This window comes from Sphingomonas adhaesiva (assembly GCF_002374855.1).
Taxonomy (GTDB): domain Bacteria; phylum Pseudomonadota; class Alphaproteobacteria; order Sphingomonadales; family Sphingomonadaceae; genus Sphingomonas; species Sphingomonas adhaesiva.
Genome location: NZ_NWVC01000001.1, coordinates 439,757 through 456,631 on the forward strand (window position 1 = coordinate 439,757; position 16,875 = coordinate 456,631).

The window sequence follows — 16,875 nt, forward strand, 5'->3', positions numbered from 1 at the left end:
ATCCCTCCGAACCGATGTCGGAAACCAGCTTACTTGTGGTTCTCGGCGGCTTCCTCGCCAGCCTCACGGACGTTGTCCGCGGCGTCGTGGATGTTCTCGGCAGCCGCTTCGGCATTGTCCTGCGCGAACGGGTTCGCGGTGGTGTTCGAGACGTCCGCCAGGTTGTCGGCGATGGCGTCCATGTTGTCGGCGACCATGTCGGCGTTGTTCTCGACCGGGGTTTCCGTCTTCGAGCAGGCGGCAACCGACATCAGGCCGGCGGCGGCGGCAACGAGCAGGATCTTCTTCATAGGAATGCTCCCAAGCATCAAAAACCAATCGCGCCCGACCCCAACGCCGTCGCGAAACGCCGCAATACCCTACCGAATACGGGGGTCAATGGCCAAAATTCATCTTTCGGAAAGGTTGCGACGAACCGAATGTCCCGTCGCGGGTCTGCGGCGGGGCGGGTCGGGCGCGCGACCAACGCTATTTCGGCCGCGTCACCGTGCCGATCTCCTCCGGCGCGTTGGCGACGATCGCCAGCATCGTGGTCCATGCCGCGACATTCTGGCGCAGCGCTTCCGGCTCGACGCGATCCAGCGTGTCGTCGGGGGTGTGGTGGACGTCGAAATAGTCGAGGCCGGACTGGTTGAGGTCGACGCCCGCCACCCCGGTGCGGATGATCGGCGCGATATCGGCGCCGTCGCCCGCGATGCCGCTGCCCTTTACGATCCCCAGCGGCGCCAGCGCGCTGCCCAGCCGCGCGCCGACCGCCGCCGCGCTGTCGGGCAATGCGGTTTCGAAGCGCCATACGCGATCGGCACCGAAATCGCTCTCCGCCGCCAGCGCGTGGCGCTCGGCCCCATGCCGGCGCGCATAATCGCGCCCGCCCGGCCCGCCGACTTCCTCCGCACCGAACCAGACTACGCGGATCGTCCGGCGCGGGCGCACACCCGAATCGAGGATGCGCTTGGCCGCGGCGGTGGTGATCGCCAGCCCGCTGGCATCGTCGATCGCACCGGTGCCCAGATCCCAGCTGTCGAGATGCCCGCCGATCAGGACGACGCCCGCATTCGGGTCGGTCCCCGGCACCTCGGCGATGACGTTCCCCGATTCGTGCATCCCGGTCTGCCGCGGCGTCAGCAGCAGGTGCAGGCGGATCGGCTGGCCGCGCGTCGCCAGCCGCTCGATCAGCTCGGCATCGGAGACGGACAGCGCTGCGGCGGGGATCGGCGCCTGTCCCTCGGCGAAATTGGTGGTGCCGGTGTGCGGCAGGCGGTGATGGTCGGTGCCGATCGAGCGGATCACGATCGCCGCCGCGCCCTTGCGCGCCGCCACCGACGGTCCAACGAATCGCGCCGCGCCGTTCGCGCCATAGCCCGAGCCGTCCTGCGTCCGCTGCATCGCGTTGCCGACATAGGCGATCTTGCCCGCCAGGCTGCCGTCGGGCGCGGCGGCGAGATCGTTGAAGGTCGGGAACACCACCACCTCGGCGGTCAGCCCCTTCGGCCCGGTTGATCCGGAATTGCCCAGCGCGGCCAGTTGCAGACGGTGCGGCACCGGGGCGACGATCCCGGCGGTCTCCTCGCCGCGCACCCATACGGGCATCTGATAGGTTTCGATTGCCACGTTGCTGAACCCCAGCGCCTTCAGCTTCGCCGCGCCCCAGGCGCGCGCCCGCGCCTCCGCCTCGGTGCCCGCCAGCCGCTGGCCGACCTCGGTCGTCAGCCCCTCGATGATCGAATAGGCCAGGACGTCCTTCAGCGCCGCATCGCGCAGCGCCGCCACCGCGGGGTCGACCGGCGGGGCCGGGGGCGGGGCGGTGCGCTGCGCCCATGCCGGTGCGGCCGACAGCATGGTCGACAGGGCGAGGGGCAGGGCGAGCGAGCAGGCGGCATGGGCCGCGATCCGGCGAAACGTCATGACGTCACGGGGTAACCGCCATCGCGTGGTTTGCCAACGCGCCGTTTGGACCCTAGATGCGCGGGGAATTTCCGCCGACCGCATCGAACACGGAGCACGCGCGCCAGATGGCCGTCCAGTACACCTATGTCATGAAGGGTCTGACCAAGACCTTCCCGGGCGCGAACAAGCCCGTCCTCAACAACATCCACCTTCAGTTCATTCCGGGCGCGAAGATCGCGATCATCGGTCCGAACGGCGCCGGCAAGTCGACGCTGATGAAGGTGATGGCCGGGATCGATACCGACTTCACCGGCGAGGCCTGGCCCGCCGAGGGGGTCCGCGTCGGTTACTTGGCGCAGGAACCGCAGCTCGATCCGTCGAAGGACGTGATGGGCAACGTCAAGGACGGCGTGCGCCCGATCGCCGACCTGGTCGATCGCTTCAACGCCATCTCGGCCGAGATGGGCGATCCGCAGGACGATACCGATTTCGACGCCCTGATGGAGGAGATGGGCGATCTTCAGGCCAAGATCGACGCGGTCGACGGCTGGACGCTCGACAACCAGCTGGAAGTCGCGATGGAGGCGCTGCGCTGCCCGCCGGGCGATGCCGACGTCACCAAGCTGTCGGGCGGTGAGCGCCGCCGCGTCGCGCTGTGCCGGCTGCTGCTGGAAAAGCCAGATATCCTGCTGCTGGACGAGCCGACCAACCACCTCGACGCCGAAAGCGTCGCCTGGCTGGAGAATTTCCTGAAGGAATATACCGGCAACGTCATCCTCGTCACCCACGACCGTTACTTCCTCGACAATGTCGTGAACTGGGTGCTGGAGCTCGATCGCGGGCGTTACTACACCTACGAATCGAACTATTCCGGCTATCTGGAAAAGAAGGCCAAGCGGCTGGAGCAGGAAGAACGCGAGGAGGCCGGGCGCCAGCGCGCGATCGCCGACGAGCTGGCGTGGATGCGCCAGACCCCCAAGGCGCGCCAGACCAAGTCGAAGGCGCGTATCCGCAACTTCGAACAGCTGATGGAGCAGCAGGAAAACCGCGCCGCGGGCAAGGCGCAGATCCTGATCCAGCTGCCCGAGCGGCTGGGCGGCAAGGTGATCGAGGCCAAGGGGCTGACCAAGTCCTATGGCGACAAGCTGTTGTTCGAAAACCTCGACTTCATGCTGCCGCCGGGCGGCATCGTCGGCGTGATCGGCCCCAACGGCGCGGGCAAGTCGACGCTGTTCAAGCTCATCACCGGGCAGGAACAGCCCGACGCCGGCACGATCGAGGTCGGATCGACCGTGAAGCTCGGCTATGTCGACCAGAGCCGCGACGACCTGGATCCCAACAAGAACGTGTGGGAGGAAATCTCCGACAAGCTGGAGGTCTTCCGCTTCGGCAAGCAGGAAATTGGCACGCGCGCCTATGTCGGCGCGTTCAACTTCCGCGGGCCGGACCAGCAGAAGAAGGTCGGCCAGCTGTCGGGCGGTGAGCGCAACCGCGTCCACATGGCCAAGATGCTGAAGGAGGGCGGCAACGTCCTGCTGCTCGACGAACCGACCAACGACCTCGACGTCGAGACACTGCGCGCGCTCGAGGAGGCGCTGGAGACGTTCGCGGGCTGCGCCGTGGTCATCAGCCACGACCGCTTCTTCCTCGATCGCCTGTGCACGCACATCCTGGCGTTCGAGGGCGACAGCCACGTCGAATGGTTCGAGGGCAATTACGAAAGCTACGAGGAAGACAAGCGCCGCCGCATGGGCGACGCCGCCGACCGCCCGACGCGGCTGGCGTACAAGAAGCTCACCCGCTGATCCATCCGCCGACCGGGGCAGGGCGGGGCGCCACGGCGCTCCGCCCGCTCGACCCGGAAGCGCCGTGAATCGGTCGGTGCCGTCAGCGACACTACCCGTCGTCATGCCGGACGTGTTCCGGCATCCACCGCTCCGCATCAATGCCGGCGACAGATATCACGGCTCGGAACGAACGACGTGCGCCGGGGTCGCCAGCATGTCGGCGGTGACGATACGACGATGAAGGCCGGCGCGGCCTAAAGCCCCGTCGTCTCCACCACCAGCCCCGCCACCGTCGCCGCGACCAGCGGTTCGCCGAACGCCACCGTGCGGCGTTCGCGATAACCCTCGCCCTCCGGCGCCCACATCTGGTGGATCACCGCCGACGCCACATCGACCACCCAATATTCCGGAATGCCGGCGCCGGCGTAAAGCGACTGTTTCACAGAGAGGTCGCTGGCCAGCGTGCTGTCGGCAACCTCGACCGCCAGACGCAGGTCCCGGCCCGGTAATACCGCCTCGCTATGGTCGACGACCGCGACGGCCAGGTCCGGCTCGGGCATCGTATCGTCGGACAGCCTGACCGACGGAGCGATCAGCAGGGACAGGCCCGTTTCGCCCGGCAAAGCCTGGCCGATCGCCAACGCGAGCGCACCCTGTATGCGTGCGTGCAGGGTGTGGGCCGGGCTCATGATCCAGATATCCCCCTCGATCAATTCCGTCCGCCGATCGCCGAACGTACCCCCGGCGGCAAGCCGAAGGTAATCATCGACCGTCAGCCGGTACTTGCCCGGGCGAAGACGCTCCTGAACCGTCATGAGGGTAGAGGTATCACCAAAATCGTGCCGGGAAAACCGGCACTACCTACGCTCCCCCGCGCTCCGGTCGCGGATCGCCGCGAACTCGCTGCCCGCGCTCCACGTCGGCCACACGCCCGCCGTCGACAGCCGTGCGCCGATCGTGTGGAACAGGTCGACGTCCTGTGCCGCGCCGGTCAGGTTCCAGCCCGCGTCCCAGGCGTCGCAGGTCTTGTGGTAACAGGCCATATAGTCGTCCAGCCACTTCTGCCCCGCCGCCCGCCCACCGGTGCGCAGGTCCGATGCGCCGCCCAGCGCCATCAGCAGCAGCGACGGCACGCCGCGCCGCACCAGCGAGAAATGGTCCGCGCGATAGAACAGGCCGCGTTCGCTGAACGTCTCGGGCGTCACCACGCGGCCCTGCGCGCGCGCGGCATCGGCTAGCAGCGCGTCGAGCGACGACTGCCCCGCGCCGACCAGGACCACGTCCTTGGCCGCCCCCGCGGTCTGCAGGATGTCGAGCGTCAGGTTCGCCGCGGTGGTCGCCGCGGGATAGACCGGGTGCGCGGCATAATATTCCGACCCCAGCAGCCCACGCTCCTCGCCGGTCCACGCCGCGAACACCAGCGTCCGGTCGCGCTTCGGCCCCGCCTTGAACAGCCGCGCCAGTTCCAGCACGCCCGCCACGCCCAGCGCATCGTCGTTCGCGCCGGGGCGCAGCGTCTTGCCCGACGCATCCGCCGGGCCCTCGCCATAGGCGTCCCAGTGCGCGGCGAACATCACGCTTTCGTCCGGACGGCGCGTGCCGGGCAGCCTGGCGAGCACGTTGGCGCTCTCGATCCGCTCCACCGCCACCCTGGCCACCGCGGTGAAGCGCGGCGCCATCTCGATCGGGCGGAAGCTGGCGGAACGCGCCGCGACGCGCAGCTTGGCGAGGTCCAGCCCCGCCGCGGCGAACAGCCGGTCGGCCGCGTCATGCTCGATCCAGCCCTGCACCGGCACGCGCTCGTCGCCGGGAGCGCGCACGATATCGTAATTCTCGCCGTTCGAGGCATTGACCGTCGACCACGGATAGCCCGCCCCGCCGGTGTCGTGGACGATCAGCGCCGCCGCCGCCCCGCGCCGCGCGGCTTCCTCGAACTTGTAGGTCCAGCGCCCGTAATAGGTCATCCGCCGGTCGCCGAAGCGGCCCTTGGCATCGTCGCCGGCCTGTGCCTCGAAATCGGGGTCGTTGATGAGGAAGACGACCGTCTTGCCCTTCACGTCCACGCCCTTGAAATCGTCCCACCCGGCCTCCGGCGCGGACACGCCGTAACCGACGAAGACCATCGGCGAGGCGGTGATGTTGATCGCATCGTCCGGACGCACCGTCGTCACCGCAATGTCGCGCCCCTGCTTCAGCGGGGTGTCGCCGATCGTCATCCAGGCGTCGGGCGCGATCCGCGTATGGACCAGCGGGACGGGTTGCAGCCACGTTCCGTCCGGGCCGCCCGGCGCCAGCCCGATCGCCTTGAACTGCGCGACCAGCCAGTCGAGCGTCTTCTTCTCCCCCGGCGTGCCGGGCGCCCGCCCGCCGAAATCGGGCGAGGCGAGCGTGCGCACGTCGGCGGACAGCCGCGCCGGGTCGGCGTGCGTCTGCGCGGCGGCGGGAAGCGCGACCAGGGCCGCGGCGGCGGCGATCAGCAGCAAGCGCATCAGCGGACCCGCTTCACATACGACTGGCCACCTTCGCGGCGTTCCAGTTTGAAGTTGGCGACCGATTCGATCAGATCGGACAGCCGCTTGTAGCCATAATTGCGCACGTCGAAGCTCGACCGGTTGGCCGCCAGCTGTCCCATCGCCGACAGGTTCACATACCCCTTCTCGTCACGCTTCGACGCGTCATAGGCGTCGATCAGCAGCTTCAGCAGTTCGTCGTCCACCGGCAGCTTGGGCCGCGCCGCGATCGGCGGCGGCAGCGATTCGGCGATCGGCACGTCGGTTTGTACCGGCACGCGCGGGGCGGGGGCGGGGGCGGCGGGCGGTGTCGGCGTCGCGGCCGGCGCTGCGGCGGTCGGAGCGGGCGTCGGCGCGGGGGCGGCAGGCACCGGCGCGGCGTCCTCCTCGACCGGCAGCGAGATCGCGTTGACGTCGATGAAGCGCGTGCACGCGCGCCGGAACGCCTCGGGCGCGCGGCTGGTCCCGAAGCCGTAGACCGGAATGCCTTCCTGCCGGATGCGCATCGCCAGCGGCATGAAGTCCGAATCGGACGACATGATGCCGAACGCCTCCACCTTGCCACGGAACAGCAGGTCCATCGCGTCGATCGTCATCTTCATATCGGTGGCGTTCTTGCCCTTGGTCAGGTCGAACTGCTGCTGCGGCTCGATGCCGTGCTTCACCGTCATGTCGCGCCACGAATTGAGCGCGGGCTTCGACCAGTTGCCGTACACCCGCCGCACGTTGACCGTGCCCAGTTCCGCCAGCACGGTCAGCACCGGGTCCAGCGTCGCGGCGGAGGCGTTGTCCGCGTCGATCAGCAGCGCGACGTTGCGCGTCGGGGTCATGTCGTAATTGGCCATGCCCGGTGCATCGACCGGCATGGCGGCAAGGTCAATCGTTTAGCGACGGCGCCGCGGCGGGATAATCGATCGCGACGATCTCATATTCGCGCTCGCCGGCCGGCAGCGTGACGCGGCGCAGGTCGCCCACCGCCGCGCCGCGCAGCGCACGCGCGATCGGCGCGTTCCAGCCGACGCGCCCCGCGCCCGCCTCCGCCTCGTCGTCGCCGACCAGCGTCAGGGTGCGGTGGTTGTCGTCCTCGTCCGCGATCGTCACGCTCGCGCCGAACCAGACGCGCGACCGGTCCTGCTGCTGCGCCGGGTCGACCACTTTCGCGGCCTTCATCCGCCGCGACAGCCACCCCAGCCGCCGGTCGATCTCGCGCAGCCGCTTGCGGCCGTAGATATAGTCGCCGTTCTCCGACCGGTCGCCATTGCCCGCGGCCCATGAGATGGTTTCGACCAGCGCGGGGCGCTCATGCGCGAACAGCCGCTCATATTCCTGGCGCAATGTCGTGAAGCCGGCGGGGGTGATGTAGTTCGGGCGATCGGTCATCGGCCTGCGGTTAGGCGCAAAGCGCGGGCGGATGAAGGGGCAGGGTTCACGCGAAGGCGCGACGCCGCGAAGATTGGTCGGTCCGCGCGCCGACTGCGACGATCCGCCCCATGGTCTCCGGATCGGCCGCAACCTCTTCGCGTCTTCGCGGCTTCGCGTGAATCCTCACCCGCCGCGCGACCGCCCCAGATACCAGCTGAGGTTGTGCGGCCCGCGGCTCTTCGCGCGCGGCGGGTTCATCAGGTCGTAGACGACCGCATTCTCCAGCACGCGCTGGACGTAGTTGCGCGTCTCCCCGAACGGGATCGCCTCCACCCAGTCGACCGCATCGACCGCGCCGGTGCGCGGGTCGCCATTGGCGCGCAGCCATTTGTTCACGTTGCCCGGCCCGGCATTGTACGCCGCGATCGCCAGCGGATAGCTGCCGTACAGGTTGAAGATCCGCTGGAAGTAGCTCGACCCCAGCTGGATGTTGTAGCCGGTGTCGTTGACCAGCCGCGCCGGATCATACGGCAGGCCCAGCTTCCCGGCCTGTTCGCGCGCGGTGCCGGGCATCAGCTGCATCAGCCCGCTCGCGCCCACCGGGCTGCGCGCGGCGCGGTCGAACTGGCTTTCCTGCCGCGCGACCGCATGGATCATCGACCATTGGCTTTCGTAGCCCGGCGGGACCGCGACCGTGGGAAAGCCGTTGGCGCTATATTCGGTCAGGCCGTTCTGCATCGCGCTGCGCCCCACCAGCACGCCCAGGTCCGGGCGGCGCATCGTGCGCGACAGCTCGTCCGCAAGGTAGTGGTCCGTGTCGCTGGTCGCGTCCGCGGCGATCTGCTTCACGAACGCGGTCTGGTCCTGGTACAGCCCAGCGCCGCCCAGGAACTGCGCTGCACGCACCGTCTCGCGCGCGTAGAAGGCGTTGCGCGCCGCCGGGGCGATCATCGGCGACGGGGCAGGGGGCGGCGCGGTCAGCGCGCGGCCCAGATGCTCGATCGCCAGCTGGCCGTAATATTGGTCGCGAAATCCCGCGGCGCGCTCGAACAGCGCATTGGTGTCCGCCATCCGCGCATCCTCGGCCGCGCGCGCCGCCCAGTAGAAGCCCTTGGAGCGCGTCTGCGGCGACTGGCTGGCACGGCCATAGCGTTCGAACATCGCCCGCGCATCGGCGGGTCGCCCCAGCTTCAGCGCCGCCTGTCCCGCCAGCCACGCCAGCGAGGTATAATCGTCGCGCTCGCCATAGGGCTTGGTCGACACGTCCGTCCCCGCCGGATAGGCATCGTCGATCTGCCGCGCGATGTCATAGGCGGTCTGCCACTGCCCGTCCGCCGCCGCCCCGCGCGCATTGGTCAGCAGCGCCTCGTAGAATTTCTCGACATTCCCCGGCAGCGTCATGCCCGTGCGCGTGCGCGCCAGCCAGCCGCGCGCGCTGGGGGAGGCGCCGTTGCCGCGCAGCCACGTCGCCTTGTCCGCGATATAGCCCGCGTCGCGCGCGCCGGCCGCGTCGTTCGCCGCCGCCAGCGCCGAGGCGTTGGCCGCCCCGCTGCGGAACGCCAGCCGCGCCTCGAACAGCGGGCGGGCGGTGGGGCTGGTATAGGGCAGCACACGCCCCGCCGCGCTGGTCGCCCCCTGCCACAGCAACGTGTCCATCCGCCGGTCGTTGTCCGCGCTGGTCAGCGCGCCTGGGAACTGGTTGGTGATCGTCGCCTCGTCCTGCGCGGTCAGCGTGCCCAGCCGCCACGCGGTCCGCGCTGCCGCCTGCGCCTGTGCCGACGCGCCCGTCGCGGCATAGGCGCGCGCGCACGCCACCCATCCTTGCGTCGTCAGCGGCGGCCACCGCCGGCAGAAGGCGACGATACTGGTCGCGGGCGTGTTCGGATCGGTCGCCGCCTTCTTCTCGGCGGTGCGGCGCAGTGCATTCTGCCCGGGCCAGCCGGGATGCTGCGCCAGGAACCCGGCATAGCTGTCGAACGGCAGCGCATCGGTCTGCTGCAACGCCTTCCACTGCGCGATCGGCTGCGCCATCCCCGGCAGCGAGGCTGCGGGCGCGGCGGGCGCGGTCGGGACGGGTGACGGCGCGGGGGCGGATAGCTGATCGGGGACGAGGTTGGTCGGCCCGTACTGGCCCCCGGCGACGACCGCGACCGCCCCTGCTGCTGCAACGAAAAGGATCAACGCACCTGCCTTCACTGTTCGACGGACACCATCGGTGGACAGACTAGCGATGCTAGCCGTATCTGGCCTGAACGACGCCCCCCTGTTTACGCTCCAGGAGCAATCGCTGCCCATGTTCTCCGGTTCCATCCCCGCGCTGGTCACGCCGTTCGACGCCCAAGGCGATTTCGTGGAAAGCGCCTATCGCGATCTGGTCGAATGGCAAATCGCCGAGGGTTCGTCCGCGCTGGTCCCGTGCGGCACCACCGGGGAAGCGGCGACGCTGACCAAGGACGAACAGTTCGCGATCGTCCGCGTCTGCGTCGATCAGGCGCGCGGCCGCGTGCCGGTGATCGCGGGCGCGGGATCGAACGACACGCGCGTCGCGGTCGCCAACCTGATCGCCGCGAAGGAGGCCGGCGCCGATGCCGCGTTGATGGTGCCGCCCTATTACAACCGCCCCTCGCAGGAGGGGATCTTCCAGCATTTCGCCGCGCTTGCCCCGCACGCGCCGCTGCCGATCGTCCTGTACAACGTGCCCGGCCGCACCGTCACGGACATCCAGCCCGCCACGCTGGCGCGGATCGTCACCGCCTTTCCCACGGTGTTCGTCGCGGTGAAGGACGCCTCCGGCGTGCTGCAGCGCGTGTCGGAACATCGCGCGCTGGTTGGCGCCGATTTCTGCCAACTGTCTGGCAATGACGATATGGCATTGGGCTATAACGCCACCGGCGGGGTCGGCTGCATCTCGGTCAGCGCCAATGTCGCGCCGCGGCTGTGCGCGGATTTCCAGGCGGCGTGCGCGGCCGGGGATTACGCGAAGGCGCGCGATCTCAACGACCGCCTCTTCGCGCTCCACGTCGCGCTGTTCACCGATGCATCGCCCGGCCCGGTAAAATATGCCATGACGAAGGTGCGCCCCGGCTTCCCCGACGGCCTGCGCCTGCCGATGACCTGGCCCTCGGAAGCGAGCCGCGCCGCGGTCGACGCGGGGCTGGCGCAGGCGGGGCTGGTCTGAGGAAAGCGCCGCCCGGGCCGAAAGCCCCTTTGCCCCGGCGCGCGACAGCCCCTACATCACCGCCGTATGCCGCGTCCCAAACCCGCCACGTTCGACAAGAAGAAGGTCGTCGCCGAGAACCGCCGCGCGCGGTTCGATTATGCGATCGACACCACCTATGAGGCCGGGATCGTCCTGACCGGCACCGAGGTGAAGAGCCTGCGCTTCGGCGAAGGCTCGATCGCGGAAAGCTATGCCGAGGTGTCGGGGGACGAGGTGTGGCTGGTCAATTCGAACATCCCCGAATTCAGCCACGGCAACCGCTTCAACCACGAACCCAAGCGCCCCCGTAAACTGCTGCTTCATGAGCGTGAGATAAACAAGCTGCACGGCGCGGTGGCGCGGGAAGGCATGACGCTGGTCCCGCTCACCGTCTATTTCAACGGGCAGGGGCGCGCGAAGGTGGAACTGGCACTGGCCAAGGGGCGCAAGGCGCACGACAAGCGCGAACATATCAAGGAACGCGACTGGAAGCGCGAGGCCGGGCGCGTCCTGCGCGAGCACGGTTGAGGTGGCGTCGCGTCCGATGACCGGGTGGGACAGGATCGCGGCGTGGAGCCGGCGCAACCTGCCGACCCGCGAATCGATGGAGGGCAGCCGCCTGCTGCGCCCGGTCGCGCATCGCGTACTGGCGCCCGAATTGTGGCGCTTCACCCGCCGCTCCGTGCCCCGCGGCGTCGCGCTGGGGATGATCGCGGGCATCCTGTTCCCGGTGGCGCAGATCGCGATCGCCGCGCTGATCGCCTTTCCGTTCCGCGCCAACGTCCCCGTCGCCGCGCTGGTGACGTTCATCACCAACCCGCTGACCACGCCGTTCATCCTGTTCGCGGCCTATCGCATCGGCGCGTGGCTGCTCCACTCGCACGCCCCGGCTGTGGCGCAACCGGTGGCGGAGGCGGCGACCGGCTGGCTGCAATGGGCGTGGGATGCCGGCCCGGCGCTGATCGTCGGGCTGCTGGTGATCGCCGCCGCATCGGCGGCGCTCGGCTATGGCGCGGCAATGCTGGGGTGGCGCGCATGGATCGCGCGCAAATGGCGCCACCGCCACCAGCACCGCGACGATCATCGCCACGATAGCTAGGCACGCGCTCGCCGCGCTGGCGCATGGCAAACTCCCGCTCTAAGACACGGGCATCCTTGGGGGGAGGATCATCAACAAAGGATGCCTTCGTACATGCGTCGCCGCTTCATCACCCTGTCCGCGCTCGTCGCGCTCGTCCCCGCCGCGCTGATCGCCCAATCCGCTGCGCGAAACCCCGACGCGCCGCAATATGGCACGTTTGGTTTCGACACCGCCGGAATGGACCGTTCGGTCAAGCCGGGCGATGATTTCTATGCCTTCGCCAACGGCACCTGGGCGAAGAACACCGTCATCCCCGCGGACGAGGCGAATTACGGCGCCTTCTCGGTCCTGCAGGACCTGTCGCGCGAACGCACCCGCGGCCTGCTGGAGGCGGCGCGCAGCGATCCGCGGTCGAAGATCGGCACCGCTTATGCCGCCTTCCTCGATACCGCCGCGATCGAGCGTGCCGGCCTTGCCCCGATCCGCCCGTGGCTGGCGACGATCAAGGCGGCGGACAAGCCCGGCTATGCCGCGCTGCTCGCGCAGGCCGATCGCAACGGCGTCGACACGCCCTTCGGCCTCTACGTCGGGCAGGACAGCAAGAACCCCGACGCCTATGTCGTGAACCTGCGCCAGTCCGGGCTGGGGATGCCCGACCGCGATTATTATCTGTCGAACGATGCCAAGCTGGTGGAGGCGCGCACCGCCTATCGCGCGCATCTGGCGCGGCTGCTGACGCTCGCGGGTGAAGCCGATGCCGATGCGCGCGCCGCCGCGATCGTCGCGTTCGAAACGCAGATCGCGCAAGCGCACTGGACCCGCATCGACAGCCGCGACGCGGACAAGACCTACAACCGCATGACGCTCGCCGATCTGGCGCGCACCGCGCCGGGGTTCGATTTCGCCGCCTATTTGAAGGCGGGCGGCCTTGCCGCCGATACGCTGGTTGTGGGTCAGCCGACCGCGATCGCCGGGGAGGCCGCGCTGATCGCGAAGACGCCGATCGCGGTGCTGCGCGACCAGCTGATCGTGCGCAGCCTCGACGGGTTCGCCGATGTTCTTCCCGCCGCGATCGATCGCGAAAGCTTCGCCTTCAACGACACCGTGCTGAACGGCACCCCCGAACAGTCCGAACGGTGGAAGCGCGCGGTCGGCTTCACCTCCTCGGCGCTCACCGACGAGGTGTCCAAGGTCTATGTCGCGCGCTATTTCCCGCCCGCGACCAAGGCCGCGGCGGACGAAATGGTGCGCAACATCATCGCCGCGATGAACCGCCGCATCGACACGCTCGAATGGATGGCGCCCGAAACCAAGGCGAAGGCGCATGCAAAGCTGGCCGCCTTCGTGCCCCGCATCGGCTATCCCGATCGCTGGCGCGACTATGCCGCGCTGTCGATCCGCGCGGGCGATGCGTTCGGCAACATGCTGCGCGCCAACCAGTGGCAGCACGATTATAACGTCGGAAAGCTGGGCAAGCCGATCTACCGCTGGGAATGGGGCATGGCCCCGATGACCGTGAACGCGCAGGCCAATTTCGGGCTGGTCGCGATCACCTTCCCCGCGGCGATCCTCCAGCCGCCGTTCTTCGATCCGAAGGCGGATGCGGCGGTCAATTACGGCGGCATCGGCGCGGTGATCGGGCATGAGATGAGCCATCATTTCGACGATCAGGGCGCGAAGTTCGACGCACGCGGGCGGCTGACGCAATGGTGGACCGACGCCGACGTCGCGCGGTTCAAGGCGCTGAGCCAGAAACTGGTCGCGCAATATGACGCCTATCAACCGCTGCCGGGGCTGCACGTGAAGGGTCAGCTGACGCTGGGCGAGAATTCCGCCGACCTCGCCGGGCTGGCCGCCGCGCACGACGCCTATCTCGCCTCGCTGAAGGGCGCGAAGCCGCCGGTGATCGACGGCTTTTCCGCCGACCAGCGCTTCTACCTCGGTTGGGCGCAGGTGTGGCGGCGCAACTATCGCGAGGCGAACCTGCGCCAGCGCCTGCTGACCGATCCGCACGCGCCGTCCGAACAGCGCACGTGGATCGTGCGCAACATGGATGCCTGGTACGACGCCTATCGCCCCGCGCCGGCCGATCGCCTGTACCTGGCGCCCGACGCACGCGTGCGGATCTGGTAGGGGATGTCGCTGGGGATGATCGACGGGCGGGGCGCGCAACGGCGCCAGTGGCGCATCGGACTGGCGCTGGCGACCCTTGCCGGGGTCGCCGCCGCGGGGCTGGTGCTGTGGCTCGTCCATGACGCCACGATCGCGGCCGGGTTCTTCGGCGCCGCGATCGTGCTGGCGGGCGTCGCGCTCGCCGTCGCGATGCTGCGCCGCGTCGATACCCCCGCCACCGCGGTGGAACACGACTGGGAGCTCATCCGCGCGTTGGTCGAATCGAGCGACGACGGGATCGCCGTGACCGACCGGTCCGGGCGGCTGGTGTGCGCTAACGACTGCTACGAAAACCTGTTCGCCGGCTTTCCCACGCCGCCCTCGCTGCCGCTGGCGGGCGATGGCGGCGGGCAGCTGGCGGTCGCGGGGCGCGCGGCGTGGCGCGACGGGCGTGCGACGGCGGCGCTGCGCGGCGCGGTCGGCGCGATCGACGCGACGATCACCCGCGCGGGGCAGGAACAGGATATCCTGGTCTGGCGGTTCGCGCATGGCCCCGCGCCCTCGGGCCAGCCGGCGCGCTTCGCCGAATCGATCGACGGCACGTTGGGCGCGCAGCTGGGCAGCGCCGGGGTGATGGCCGCGCTGGTCACCGCCAATGGCCATGTGCTGGCCGCCAATGCGGTGCTGCGCACCCGCGCCACCGGCACCCCCGACGGGGCGCTGACCGGTGAGGATCTGGCCCGGTTCCTGGCCGAAGACCATGGCGGCACCGTCCGTTTCATTTCCGAAGGGGAGGGCGCCAACCCGCTGCGGTTGCTGCAGATCCCGCTGTCGGGCGATGACGACGCGCCGATCCTGGTGGTGATGGTCGACGTCGACACCGGCGTCGCGGGCAGCGCCGAGGATGTCGAGGCGCTGCTGATGCTGATGCCGTTCGGCATCGCGCTGGTCGATCGTGACGGCCGCTTCGTGCAGATGAACCAGGCGTTCGCGCGCGCCGCGGGGGTCGAGCCGGGGCAGCTGCCCGTCTATCCCGGCGACCTGGTGGTGCGCGAGGACAAGAGCGCGGTCGCCGACGCGGTCCGCCGCTTCGCCAGCGGCGCGGCGCGCTCCACCGATCTGGCCGTGCGGCTCAAGGACCATCCCGACGAACCGGTCGCACTGTCGATCGCCGCCGCGCGCGGGCTGGGCGAGGCGGCGGTGCTGCTCAGCCTGAAGGACAATAACGAGGAAAACCGCCTCAAGCGCGAGGTTGCGCAGGCCACCAAGATGCAGGCGGTCGGCCAGCTGGCCGGTGGCGTCGCGCACGATTTCAACAATATCCTGACCGCGATCATCGGCCATTGCGACCTGATGCTGATGCGCCATTCGCCCGGCGACAGCGATTACGACGATATCCAGCAGATCCGCGCCAATTCGAACCGCGCCGCCAGCCTGACCCGCCAGCTGCTCGCCTTCTCGCGCCAGCAGACGCTGCGCCCGCAGGTGCTGCAACTGCCCGACGTCGTGTCGGAGGTGTCGAACCTGTTGCGCCGCCTGATGGGCGAGACGGTCGTGCTGGAGGTCAAGCACGGCCGCGATCTGGGTCCCGTCCGCGCCGATCCGGGGCAGCTGGAACAGGTGGTCGTGAACCTGGCGGTCAACGCGCGCGACGCGATGCTGGCGAAGGGCAACGGCGGCAAGCTGACGATCCAGACCCGCTCGGTCCCGATCGCTGAGGTGCGCCGGCGCGGCAGCGATATCGTGCCGATCGGCGATTATACCGCGCTGGAAATCTCCGATACCGGCACCGGCATTCCCCCGGAGGTGCTGCCCAAGATCTTCGAGCCGTTCTTCACCACCAAGGAAGTCGGCAAGGGCACCGGGCTGGGCCTGTCGACCGTCTACGGCATCGTCAAGCAGTCGGGCGGCTATATCTTCGCCGATTCCAAGCCGGGGCAGGGCGCCACCTTCACCATCTACCTGCCGGTCCATGCGGCCAGCGGGCAGGAACCGGCGACGCTGCTGACCGTGCCGACCCCCGCCGCGCGGCAGCGGTCGAGCGACCTGTGGGGCACCGGCACGATCCTGCTGGTGGAGGATGAGGACATGGTCCGCGCCGTCGCCGAACGCGCGCTGGCGCGGCAGGGCTATACCGTGCTGGCGGCCGAGAATGGCGAGGCGGCGCTGGAACTGCTGGCGGGGGTCGACCGCCCGACGTTGGTCATCTCCGACGTGATGATGCCGGTGATGGACGGCCCGACGCTCGCACAGGCGCTGCGCCAGCTGCATCCCGGCATCCCGATCCTGTTCATGTCGGGCTATGCCGAGGAACAGCTGCGTCGCTCGATCGACCTCGACAACGTGTCGTTCCTGCCCAAGCCGTTCTCGGTCCAGCAGCTGGCGGAGGCGACGCGCGACGTGTTGCTGGCGCAACAGGGGACGGCGGCGGAAGCGTGAGGCCATTGCGCGCGCGCCGCATCACGCTATGGCGGAACCCATGACGATGCGCGTTTTGCTGGTCGAGGACGAACCCCTCATCGCGATGATGCTGGAGGATTTCCTGGAAGCCCTGGACAAGGGGCATGCCGGAACCGCCGATTGCGTCGCCGCCGCGCTGCCGATGGTCGCCGCGGGCGGCATCGACGCGGCGATCCTCGACGTCAACCTGCGCAGCGGGGAAAAGAGCTTCGCGATCGCCGATGCGCTTGCCGAACGCGGCATCCCGTTCGTCTTCGCCACCGGCGGCGGCGGGGAGGAGATCGCCCCCGAACACCGCGACCGCCCGCGGCTGTCGAAACCGTTCACCATGGACGGCGTCGACCAGGCACTCGCCCAGCTCGCCTGAGGCGCGATCGTCCCGGACGTTTCCGGGGCACGGCGAGGTGCAGCTACAAGCTCCTCCCGTCATGCCGGACTCGTTCCGGCATCCACCGCGCCGCGTACGCCGCCGGCGTT

At 69.1% G+C, this 16,875-nt stretch carries 14 protein-coding genes; 7 read left to right on the forward strand and 7 right to left on the reverse strand.

The features are described from left to right. Positions 1-29: 29 nt before the first annotated feature. Positions 30-290: a hypothetical protein gene (locus COA07_RS02240; RefSeq protein WP_066707874.1), complete on the reverse strand. Its 261-nt coding sequence runs from the start codon at positions 288-290 to the stop codon at positions 30-32. A gap of 178 nt (positions 291-468) precedes the next feature. Continuing rightward, a complete protein-coding gene (locus tag COA07_RS02245) occupies positions 469-1,905 on the reverse strand; it encodes a M20/M25/M40 family metallo-hydrolase (protein ID WP_096640394.1) in 1,437 nt (478 codons plus the stop codon). Positions 1,906-2,012: 107 nt separating this feature from the next. Between COA07_RS02245 and ettA the strand changes: the two genes are divergently transcribed. Continuing rightward, positions 2,013-3,692, forward strand: a complete 1,680-nt coding sequence (gene ettA / locus COA07_RS02250) for an energy-dependent translational throttle protein EttA (protein WP_066712808.1) — start codon at positions 2,013-2,015, stop codon at positions 3,690-3,692. Between the two features lie 236 nt (positions 3,693-3,928). Here the strand turns inward: ettA and COA07_RS02255 are convergent, their stop codons facing one another. The 5 genes from COA07_RS02255 to COA07_RS02275 all read right to left on the reverse strand — a co-directional run bounded on the left by COA07_RS02255 (position 3,929) and on the right by COA07_RS02275 (position 9,724). After that, entirely contained in the window at positions 3,929-4,489 is a 561-nt protein-coding gene (locus COA07_RS02255) for a Uma2 family endonuclease (RefSeq protein WP_066712806.1), read from the reverse strand. A 42-nt stretch (positions 4,490-4,531) separates the two neighbouring features. Beyond that, positions 4,532-6,163, reverse strand: a complete 1,632-nt coding sequence (locus tag COA07_RS02260) for a M28 family peptidase (protein WP_096640396.1) — start codon at positions 6,161-6,163, stop codon at positions 4,532-4,534. Beyond that, positions 6,163-7,050 carry an NYN domain-containing protein gene (locus tag COA07_RS02265; RefSeq protein ID WP_245841953.1) on the reverse strand — a complete coding sequence of 296 codons (888 nt, stop codon included), beginning with the start codon at positions 7,048-7,050 and terminating at the stop codon, positions 6,163-6,165. Before COA07_RS02265 ends, COA07_RS02260 begins: the two co-directional genes overlap by 1 nt. A gap of 10 nt (positions 7,051-7,060) precedes the next feature. Continuing rightward, on the reverse strand, positions 7,061-7,564 hold the full coding sequence (gene greB / locus COA07_RS02270) for a transcription elongation factor GreB (RefSeq protein WP_066711632.1): 504 nt from the start codon (positions 7,562-7,564) through the stop codon (positions 7,061-7,063). A 165-nt stretch (positions 7,565-7,729) separates the two neighbouring features. Further along, positions 7,730-9,724, reverse strand: coding sequence for a lytic transglycosylase domain-containing protein (locus COA07_RS02275; protein WP_373853912.1), 1,995 nt, complete (start codon positions 9,722-9,724; stop codon positions 7,730-7,732). 115 nt (positions 9,725-9,839) lie between these two features. Here COA07_RS02275 and dapA point away from each other — a divergent pair, with 115 nt between their 5' ends. The 6 genes from dapA to COA07_RS02305 all read left to right on the forward strand — a co-directional run bounded on the left by dapA (position 9,840) and on the right by COA07_RS02305 (position 16,765). Next, on the forward strand, positions 9,840-10,724 hold the full coding sequence (gene dapA, locus COA07_RS02280) for a 4-hydroxy-tetrahydrodipicolinate synthase (RefSeq protein WP_066711633.1): 885 nt from the start codon (positions 9,840-9,842) through the stop codon (positions 10,722-10,724). A gap of 66 nt (positions 10,725-10,790) precedes the next feature. Next, the gene (smpB, locus tag COA07_RS02285) at positions 10,791-11,273 is read left to right on the forward strand and encodes an SsrA-binding protein SmpB (RefSeq protein WP_066489654.1); all 483 of its coding nucleotides are present in this window, start codon (positions 10,791-10,793) and stop codon (positions 11,271-11,273) included. 16 nt (positions 11,274-11,289) lie between these two features. Continuing rightward, positions 11,290-11,844, forward strand: coding sequence for a DUF2062 domain-containing protein (locus COA07_RS02290; RefSeq protein WP_066711636.1), 555 nt, complete (start codon positions 11,290-11,292; stop codon positions 11,842-11,844). Between the two features lie 93 nt (positions 11,845-11,937). Beyond that, positions 11,938-13,959 carry a M13 family metallopeptidase gene (locus COA07_RS02295; RefSeq protein WP_066711634.1) on the forward strand — a complete coding sequence of 674 codons (2,022 nt, stop codon included), beginning with the start codon at positions 11,938-11,940 and terminating at the stop codon, positions 13,957-13,959. Between the two features lie 15 nt (positions 13,960-13,974). Continuing rightward, positions 13,975-16,377 carry a hybrid sensor histidine kinase/response regulator gene (locus COA07_RS02300; RefSeq protein ID WP_096640509.1) on the forward strand — a complete coding sequence of 801 codons (2,403 nt, stop codon included), beginning with the start codon at positions 13,975-13,977 and terminating at the stop codon, positions 16,375-16,377. Positions 16,378-16,417: 40 nt separating this feature from the next. Then, positions 16,418-16,765 (forward strand): response regulator, encoded by a 348-nt coding sequence (locus COA07_RS02305; RefSeq protein WP_245841954.1) that lies wholly within the window; start codon positions 16,418-16,420, stop codon positions 16,763-16,765. Positions 16,766-16,875: the final 110 nt, after the last annotated feature.

What these genes read in the sequence shown, in the direction of transcription:
- COA07_RS02245 (WP_096640394.1), bottom strand. Translation starts at nt 1,905, where the DNA reads ATGACGTTTCGCCGGATCGCGGCCCATGCCGCCTGCTCGCTCGCCCTG.
- ettA (WP_066712808.1), top strand. Translation starts at nt 2,013, where the DNA reads ATGGCCGTCCAGTACACCTATGTCATGAAGGGTCTGACCAAGACCTTC.
- dapA (WP_066711633.1), top strand. Translation starts at nt 9,840, where the DNA reads ATGTTCTCCGGTTCCATCCCCGCGCTGGTCACGCCGTTCGACGCCCAA.
- COA07_RS02260 (WP_096640396.1), bottom strand. Translation starts at nt 6,163, where the DNA reads ATGCGCTTGCTGCTGATCGCCGCCGCCGCGGCCCTGGTCGCGCTTCCC.
- COA07_RS02305 (WP_245841954.1), top strand. Translation starts at nt 16,418, where the DNA reads ATGACGATGCGCGTTTTGCTGGTCGAGGACGAACCCCTCATCGCGATG.
- COA07_RS02290 (WP_066711636.1), top strand. Translation starts at nt 11,290, where the DNA reads ATGACCGGGTGGGACAGGATCGCGGCGTGGAGCCGGCGCAACCTGCCG.
- COA07_RS02265 (WP_245841953.1), bottom strand. Translation starts at nt 7,050, where the DNA reads ATGCCGGTCGATGCACCGGGCATGGCCAATTACGACATGACCCCGACG.
- COA07_RS02300 (WP_096640509.1), top strand. Translation starts at nt 13,975, where the DNA reads ATGATCGACGGGCGGGGCGCGCAACGGCGCCAGTGGCGCATCGGACTG.
- COA07_RS02255 (WP_066712806.1), bottom strand. Translation starts at nt 4,489, where the DNA reads ATGACGGTTCAGGAGCGTCTTCGCCCGGGCAAGTACCGGCTGACGGTC.
- smpB (WP_066489654.1), top strand. Translation starts at nt 10,791, where the DNA reads ATGCCGCGTCCCAAACCCGCCACGTTCGACAAGAAGAAGGTCGTCGCC.
- COA07_RS02295 (WP_066711634.1), top strand. Translation starts at nt 11,938, where the DNA reads ATGCGTCGCCGCTTCATCACCCTGTCCGCGCTCGTCGCGCTCGTCCCC.
- greB (WP_066711632.1), bottom strand. Translation starts at nt 7,564, where the DNA reads ATGACCGATCGCCCGAACTACATCACCCCCGCCGGCTTCACGACATTG.
- COA07_RS02240 (WP_066707874.1), bottom strand. Translation starts at nt 290, where the DNA reads ATGAAGAAGATCCTGCTCGTTGCCGCCGCCGCCGGCCTGATGTCGGTT.